Origin of the sequence: Mesorhizobium metallidurans STM 2683, assembly GCF_000350085.1 — a bacterium.
Classification (GTDB): domain Bacteria; phylum Pseudomonadota; class Alphaproteobacteria; order Rhizobiales; family Rhizobiaceae; genus Mesorhizobium; species Mesorhizobium metallidurans.
This window is the reverse complement of record NZ_CAUM01000107.1, coordinates 20,073-27,830: the sequence shown is the minus strand read 5'-3', so window position 1 is coordinate 27,830 and position 7,758 is coordinate 20,073. Positions and strand designations below refer to the sequence as shown.

The 7,758-nt window shown below is 61.5% G+C and carries 10 protein-coding genes; 1 reads left to right on the top strand and 9 read right to left on the bottom strand.

The features are described from left to right. From MESS2_RS17620 to eno, 5 genes are all read right to left on the bottom strand, one after another. The coding region (locus MESS2_RS17620) for a biotin/lipoyl-containing protein (RefSeq protein ID WP_040593421.1) at positions 1-406 on the bottom strand (406 nt) is incomplete at its 3' end. 18 nt (positions 407-424) lie between these two features. Further along, on the bottom strand, positions 425-1,810 hold the full coding sequence (locus MESS2_RS17615; protein WP_008875736.1) for a pyruvate dehydrogenase complex E1 component subunit beta: 1,386 nt from the start codon (positions 1,808-1,810) through the stop codon (positions 425-427). Positions 1,811-1,825: 15 nt separating this feature from the next. After that, positions 1,826-2,866: a pyruvate dehydrogenase (acetyl-transferring) E1 component subunit alpha gene (gene pdhA, locus MESS2_RS17610; protein ID WP_008875735.1), complete on the bottom strand. Its 1,041-nt coding sequence runs from the start codon at positions 2,864-2,866 to the stop codon at positions 1,826-1,828. 194 nt (positions 2,867-3,060) lie between these two features. Further along, complete coding sequence (locus MESS2_RS17605; protein WP_008875734.1) at positions 3,061-3,384, bottom strand: FtsB family cell division protein; 324 nt, start codon at positions 3,382-3,384, stop codon at positions 3,061-3,063. A 253-nt stretch (positions 3,385-3,637) separates the two neighbouring features. Beyond that, positions 3,638-4,912: a phosphopyruvate hydratase gene (gene eno / locus MESS2_RS17600; RefSeq protein WP_008875733.1), complete on the bottom strand. Its 1,275-nt coding sequence runs from the start codon at positions 4,910-4,912 to the stop codon at positions 3,638-3,640. Between the two features lie 200 nt (positions 4,913-5,112). On the opposite strand from eno, the gene MESS2_RS33850 reads away from it, so the two are divergent. Beyond that, entirely contained in the window at positions 5,113-5,235 is a 123-nt protein-coding gene (locus MESS2_RS33850) for a hypothetical protein (RefSeq protein ID WP_157357755.1), read from the top strand. A gap of 76 nt (positions 5,236-5,311) precedes the next feature. On the opposite strand, the gene MESS2_RS17595 is transcribed toward MESS2_RS33850, so the two are convergent. The 4 genes from MESS2_RS17595 to MESS2_RS17580 form a co-directional block, all read right to left on the bottom strand. Further along, entirely contained in the window at positions 5,312-5,677 is a 366-nt protein-coding gene (locus MESS2_RS17595; RefSeq protein ID WP_008875732.1) for a PRC-barrel domain-containing protein, read from the bottom strand. An 86-nt stretch (positions 5,678-5,763) separates the two neighbouring features. Next, positions 5,764-5,967, bottom strand: coding sequence for a dodecin family protein (locus MESS2_RS17590; protein WP_008875731.1), 204 nt, complete (start codon positions 5,965-5,967; stop codon positions 5,764-5,766). Between the two features lie 75 nt (positions 5,968-6,042). After that, positions 6,043-6,885 (bottom strand): 3-deoxy-8-phosphooctulonate synthase, encoded by an 843-nt coding sequence (kdsA, locus tag MESS2_RS17585; protein WP_008875730.1) that lies wholly within the window; start codon positions 6,883-6,885, stop codon positions 6,043-6,045. After that, on the bottom strand, positions 6,882-7,754 hold the full coding sequence (locus tag MESS2_RS17580) for a VOC family protein (protein ID WP_008875729.1): 873 nt from the start codon (positions 7,752-7,754) through the stop codon (positions 6,882-6,884). Before MESS2_RS17580 ends, kdsA begins: the two co-directional genes overlap by 4 nt. Positions 7,755-7,758: the final 4 nt, after the last annotated feature.

Below are 7,758 nucleotides of genomic sequence, written 5' to 3'. Positions count from 1 at the left end.
CGGCGGTGGTGTCGCCCCCACCCGCGCCTGCGGCGCGACCTCCCCCATCAGAGGGGGAGGTGGGAGCCACCGCCTTCGTCGCTTCGTCCTTTTTTGCGGGCGCCTCGGCTTTTGCCGGCGCGGCAGCGCCGTCACCGCTCTTCGCGGCAGCACCGGCATCCTCGCCCTCGGCCGCGAGCACGGCGATCAGCGCATTGACCTTGATGCCTTCGGTGCCGGCCGGAACGACCAGTTTGGCAACCGTGCCCTCATCGACGGCTTCGACTTCCATCGTCGCCTTGTCGGTCTCGATCTCGGCGATCACGTCGCCCGGCGAGACCTTGTCGCCCTCCTTGACGAGCCATTTGGACAGATTGCCCTCTTCCATCGTGGGCGAGAGGGCCGGCATGGTGATGTTGATCGGCATATCTTCCTCCCGCCTTGCTCAGCGATAAGTGACGGCTTTGACCGCCTCGACAACCTCGCCGACATTGGGCAACGCCAGTTTTTCGAGGTTCGCGGCATAAGGCATCGGCACGTCCTTGCCGGCAATGGTGATGACCGGGGCGTCGAGAAAATCGAAGGCGCGCTGCGACACCTGGTTGGCGATATGGTCGCCGACCGAGTTCTGCGGATACCCTTCCTCCACCACCACCAGACGGTTGGTCTTCTTGACCGAGGCGATGATGGTGTCGAAATCGAGCGGCCGGATGGTCCTGAGGTCGATGATCTCGGCATCGATGCCCATGCCGCGCAGTTCGGCCTCGGCCTTCACCGCATAGGTCATGCCGATGCCGAAGGAGACGATGGTGACGTCCTTGCCCGGTTTGTGGATGCGTGCCTTGCCGATCGGCAGCACGAAATCGTCCAGCTTCGGCACGTCGAAGGAGTGACCGTAGAGGATTTCGTTTTCGAGGAAGATGATTGGGTTCGGGTCGCGGATCGCGGCCTTCAGCAAGCCCTTGGCGTCGGCGGCGGTGTAAGGCATCACCACTTTCAGGCCGGGGATGTGGCTGTACCAGGCGGCATAGCATTGCGAATGCTGGGCGGCAACGCGGGCCGCCGCACCGTTCGGGCCACGAAAGACGATCGGCGCGCCCATCTGGCCGCCGGACATATAGAGCGTCTTGGCGGCGGAGTTGATGATCTGGTCGATCGCCTGCATGGCGAAGTTGAAGGTCATGAACTCGACGATCGGCTTCAGGCCGGCCATCGCCGCGCCGACGCCGACGCCGGCAAAGCCATGCTCGGTGATCGGCGTATCGACGACGCGGCGTTCACCGAATTCCTGGAGCAGCCCTTGCGTGATCTTGTAGGCGCCCTGGTATTCGGCGACCTCCTCGCCCATCACGAAGACGTCTTCGTCGCGGCGCATTTCCTCGGCCATCGCATCGCGCAACGCCTCGCGCACCGTGGTCGAGACCATTTCGGTGCCGGCCGGGATATCCGGATCGGCGGCGATTTCGGTCTTTGGAGCAGCGGCAACAGGTGCCGCCGCCTCGCTCTTGGCCGCAGCGGGCGCAGGCGCGGCTTTTTCAGCTGCGGGAGCCTCTTCGCCGATGCCTTCGCCAGCCTCGTCGATGTCCTCGCCATCAACCGCGAGCACGGCGATCACCGCGTTAACCTTGACGCCTTCGGTGCCGGCGGGGACCACGATCTTGGCCAGCGTGCCTTCATCGACGGCCTCGACTTCCATCGTCGCCTTGTCGGTCTCGATCTCGGCGAGGACGTCACCGGCGACAATCTTGTCGCCTTCCTTCTTCAACCATTTGGAAACATTGCCCTCTTCCATCGTCGGCGAGAGAGCGGGCATGAGAATTTCGATCGGCATGTCCTTGCCCTCTCGTTACAATACGATGTCGGTCCAGAGCTCGGACGGATCCGGCTCCGCGTCGTTCTGGGCAAATTCGGCGGCGTCGGCGACGATGTCGCGGACCTCCTTGTCGACGGCCTTGAGCTCGTCCTCGGTGGCCCATTTCTTGTCGAGCAGCCGCGCCTTGACCTGCTCGATCGGGTCATGCTCGGAGCGCATCTTCTGCACTTCTTCCTTGGAGCGGTACTTTGCCGGATCCGACATCGAATGGCCGCGATAGCGGTAGGTCTGCATTTCGAGGATCAGCGGCCCGTTGCCGGTGCGGCACCATTCGGTGGCGAGGTCGCCGGCGGATTTGACCGCACGCACATCCATGCCGTCGACCTGGATGCCGGGGATCTTGAAGGAGGCGCCACGGTGTGAAAAGTCGGTCTCGGCCGACGACCGCGAGACCGAAGTGCCCATGGCGTAGCGGTTGTTCTCGATGATGTAGATCACCGGCAGCTTCCACAGCGAGGCCATGTTGAAGCTTTCATAGACCTGGCCCTGATTGGCGGCTCCGTCGCCGAAATAGGTCAGCGTCACATTGTTGTTGCCGCGATAACGGTTGGCGAAGGCCAAGCCCGTGCCGAGCGACACCTGCGCGCCGACAATGCCGTGGCCACCGTAAAAATGCTTCTCCTTGGAGAACATGTGCATGGAGCCGCCCTTGCCCCTGGACAGGCCGCCGCGGCGACCGGTCAGTTCGGCCATGACGCCGCGCGGCGACAATTCCATCGCCAGCATATGGCCGTGGTCGCGGTAAGCGGTGATCATCTGGTCGCCATCGACCAGCGCCATCTTCATGCCGGTGACGACGGCTTCCTGGCCGATATAGAGATGGCAGAAGCCGCCGATGAAGCCCATGCCGTAGAGCTGGCCGGCCTTTTCCTCGAAGCGGCGGATGAGCAGCATGTGCCGGTAAGCGGCAAGCTCCTCGTCCTTATTGAAGTCAGCGGGCCTCGGGGCTGAAAGTCCCGACGATTTGCCGTCGGCTCTCGATTTGGCAGGCGCTTTTCTGGCGGCGGTGGCCATGCATCACTCCCTGTTGCGTCTCTTTGTGGACATTAGAGCAAGATGAAATCCGCTCTGAGGGAGATCAGTCCTCCCCACCGATTTGGAGGAGGCTAACATGCGAGAATAGGTTTCGCCATGCTGAAAAATGCATGGCTGGCATGCATCTAAGCGATTAAAATCGTTGAAAATATCGGTGATTAACTCGAATCAAGTTATCTGGCCGGCGACGGCAGCATGATGGTGATTTCATCGGCATTGGACAGATTGAGCGCCTTGCGCGACTGCTCGTCAAGCATGTCCTTTTCCAGCGTGCCCTCATGCATGAGCTGGACGCGGCGTTCCAGATCGACCCGGCGAGCCTTGACGGCGTCGAGCTTGCCCTGCAGATCGACGGTCTGGGCCTCGAGCCGGTACTTGGAATAGATGCCGAATTCGCCGTGATAGGCATGGAAACCGAAATAGGCCAGGAACGCCACGCAAAGCGAGGGAATGATCAGCCGACCGGTGTTTCTCTGCTTGTGCTGACGTGTCCACATGGTCCAATCCTTTAGAGCGACGTGCGTCCAACGGGACGCACAAAATACGCTCTAAACACTTCAATCTTCGCATCGTGCCTTCCGAAAATCGTTATCGATTTTCGGGCCGATACGATGGCCGCGAACTCAAACGGCAGCGTCCTTTTTCGCCCGATTGTGCTTAATGGACGGTTACGAATGCCCAGACTTGGCGGTTTTCAAATAAAAAGGGCGGGAATGTCCCGCCCTTTCGTTTCCGGATATATTTTTCGGATCAGCCTTTGACGATCGACTTGCCGGCGTAGTGCGCCTGCTTGCCGAGCTCTTCCTCGATGCGGATGAGCTGGTTGTACTTGGCCATGCGGTCCGAGCGCGACAGCGAGCCCGTCTTGATCTGCCCGCAATTGGTGGCGACGGCGAGATCGGCGATGGTCGAATCCTCGGTCTCACCTGAACGGTGCGACATGACGGCGGTGTAGCCGGCCTTGTGCGCGGTCTCGACGGCGTCGAGCGTTTCGGTCAGCGAGCCGATCTGGTTGACCTTGACCAGGATCGAATTGGCGACGCCCATGCGGATGCCGTCGCGCAGCCGCGCCGTGTTGGTGACGAACAGATCGTCGCCAACGAGCTGCGTCTTCTTGCCGATGAGGTCGGTCAGCATTTTCCAGCCGTCCCAGTCATCCTCGGCCAGGCCGTCCTCGATCGAGATGATCGGATAGTCGGCGGCGAGCCTGGCCAGGTATTTGGCCTGCGCCTTCGGATCGCGGGTCTTCTTCTCGCCCTCATAGACGTAATTGCCGTCCTTGAAGAATTCGGTCGCGGCGCAATCGAGGCCGAGCGCGACCTCCTCGCCAGGCTTGAAGCCGGCCTTTTCGATCGATTCCATGATGAAATCGAGCGCGGCGGGCGCGCTCTTCAGATTGGGAGCGAAGCCGCCCTCGTCACCGACATTGGTGTTGTGGCCGGCATCCTTCAGCTTCTTCCTCAGCGTGTGGAAGATCTCCGAGCCCCAGCGCACTCCGTCGCGCAGCGTCGGCGCGCCGATCGGCAGGATCATGAATTCCTGGAAATCGATCGGGTTGTCGGCATGCGCCCCGCCATTGATGATGTTCATCATCGGCACCGGCAGCACATGCGCCTTGGTGCCGCCGACATAGCGATAGAGCGGCAGGCCGGCAGCATCCGCCGCGGCCTTGGCCACCGCCAGCGACACGCCGAGAATGGCATTGGCGCCGAGCCGGCTCTTGTTGGGCGTGCCGTCGAGCTCGATCATCGTCTGGTCGATATGGATCTGGTTCTCGGCTTCCATGCCGCCGATCGCTTCGAACAGCTCGCCGTTCACGGCCTCGACGGCCCTCAGCACGCCCTTGCCGAGATAGCGGGCGCCGCCATCGCGCAGCTCGACCGCCTCATGCGCGCCGGTCGAGGCGCCGGACGGCACCGCGGCGCGGCCCATCGAGCCGTCTTCGAGCACGACATCGACCTCGACGGTCGGGTTGCCGCGGCTGTCCAGGATTTCACGCCCGACAATGTCGATGATGGCGGTCATTGCAATGTCCCCGATTGATCGATTGAAAGCGTTGCGCCCCTCTTAGCCAAAGCACCGCAAAAGGCAATCGGGGCGCCCGCAAATATTGCCGTCGGCGCGATTCACGAAGCGCGAATTTCTGTCATCATAAGTCATACGCGGCGTGCGCGTTTCTGGTCTATGATTCTGCTTGCGCGGGGCGAAACAGGAGGAGTTTCGCCATGTCCCAGTTGAGCGGTATCGTGAGTTTGTTCCTGATTGCGGCTGCGTTCCTGACGTCGTGCGACAATCAACAACCCCAGCAGGGATCGTCACCGTTGCCGGCCCTGCAGATCGCGGAATAGTTTTCGTTGCATGTGGAAAGGCCCCCGATTGACGAGGGCCTTTCTGATTCCAGATGCTTATCCGGACATGATCAGGTCAGTGCCAGTAAGGCTCGACCCTGTAATAGCTATACGAAGCGTCACGTGCCGCCTCGCCGTCGGCGCCTGTCAGTTCGTTGATCGAATAGGCAGGCGCGGCTGTCAGCTGCTCCCTGGTGAAGGGCACGACATAGCCGCCCTTGTCCTCGTCATAGTCGAGGCTCGCCCACGGAATGGCGTGATACTTCTCGCTGATGCCAAGAAATCCACCAAAGCCGATCACCGCGAACATGATGCCGTTCGACGTCTTGTCGAGCATAACATCCTCGATGCTGCCGATGTGCTTCCCTTCGGTATTGTAGACCGACGTGCCGATGACTCGCGAAGCGGCAATGGCTTCGGTGTGTCCCGTCTGAGTCGTCATGGCGTGCTCCTCTCTGTTGTTGACGCTATGCGCTGACAATGAGGGGGACAGACGAAGGTTCCAGACTTTCTTTGATCTCCAGCCGGCTACTCCTCGAGGATGAAGGTGACCTTCATGTTGACGCGGTAGGCGGTGATATTGCCGTTCTCAACGACGATCTTCTGGTCCTGGATCCATGCGCCTTCGACATTTTTCAGGGTCTTCGAGGCGCGCCCAATTCCCAGTTCGATGGCGTCCTGAAAGCTCTTCGTTGACGATGACGTGATTTCGGTGACGCGGGCGACGGACATGGCTTCCTCCTGCCAAGGTGCTCATTTGCCGGGCAAGCGTACAGCCGGCTCTTGCCGACGACAAGCGCGTGCGTTTCAGCCCTTGGCGATTCGATCGAACGCCATCAGCCTTTCGAGCAGTGCCGGCATATCCTTCAGCGGCACCATGTTCGGGCCATCGGAAGAGGTCGAATTATCCGGATCCTGGTGGGTCTCGATGAAGACGCCGGCAACACCGACCGCGACCGCGGCGCGCGCCAGCGTCTCGACAAAGCGACGCTCACCACCAGAAGAACCGCCCTGCCCGCCCGGCTGTTGCACCGAATGGGTGGCGTCGAAAATCACCGGCGCGCCGATCTCGGCCATGATCGGCAGCGAACGCATGTCGGACACCAGCGTGTTGTAACCGAAGGACGCGCCGCGCTCGGTCGTCAACACGTTGGCATTGCCCGAACCGGTGATCTTTGCGACGACATTCTTCATATCCCAGGGAGCCAGGAACTGTCCCTTCTTGACATTGATCACCTTGCCCGTCCTGGCGGCTGCGACCAGCATGTCGGTCTGGCGCGACAGGAAAGCCGGTATCTGCAGGACGTCGACATGCGGCGCGACGATCGCGCACTGTTCCTCGGTGTGGACGTCGGTCAGCACGGGGAGCGAAAATTTCTTGCGCAGTTCGTCGAAGACGGGAAGGGCTGCCTCCATGCCTGCGCCGCGCGTCGCCGCCAGCGAGGTGCGGTTGGCTTTGTCGTAGCTGGTCTTGTAGACGAGCCCGATGCCAAGCTTGCCGGTAAGCTCCTTCAGCGCACCGGCCATGTCGAAGGCATGCTGGCGCGATTCAAACTGGCACGGGCCGGCGATCAGCGACAAAGCCGCTTTGTTGTCGAAGACGACATTGCCGACGGTTACCGACGAATTGGGGGCCAGGGGTTTGCTCATGGAATCTCCCGGAAAATGAAAACCGCACCCTGTCCGGGCGCCGGCCGTACGACAATATCATTGCCGTCTATGTCGTGTGCGACGCAATTGGCTGCAAGGAGCTTTGCGACGGTATCAGTGCTGCGAACCGAAAAGACTAACCCTGCGAAACGGAGTTCCGACGGCGCACCGGCCGGCAAGCCGAAACGCGTGGCGAACGCAGCAGGCTCAAGCAGGGTCAAACTCGCGTTCGGCAAGCGAAACGCCGCGCCTTTTTCCGTATCCGCCGCGACCGCGAACAATCGGCGCTGCTCGGATGGCCCGTCGCTGACCGCCACGACTTCGATGATGCCGGTTGCGCCGTTGGCATGGGTTTGCAGCGCGGTGCGGTCTACCTTGGGCGCGTTGATCCGCTCGCAGGCAAACAGGAACGCGTCCGTCGCCCCGGTTCCAGAGGCGAAGGCCAGTTTGAACGATGCCATGTCGCTCTTTCCCGCGGTGTCGGCAAAGGCGCGCGAAAAGCTCAGCATGTCGCCCGCCGACAGGCCGGCTTCGACATAGCGCGCATGGTCGGCATCGGCATTGCCGGTGCTCAGCACCATGGCCGAAAATCCCTCGTTGCCGCATCGGTCGCGATAGGCACGATCACGTGCGACGAAGACGTTGCCAGTTGCGGTCGCTCGCGCCGCCGCTTGTGCGTCGCCTACCGCCAGCGGCTCGAGATAGGTGCCATCCCCCAGGAAGACGCAGCAGTTTGCCGTTCCGAACGGATGGATGCCGGTCGGCGCCACGACAAAGCCAAGCGAGACCAGCCGCGCCCGCGCCGTATCAAGGTTCGCTGTCGGCAGCACAAGATGGTCAAGCGAATGAGCGGGTGTCGTCTCGGTCATACCG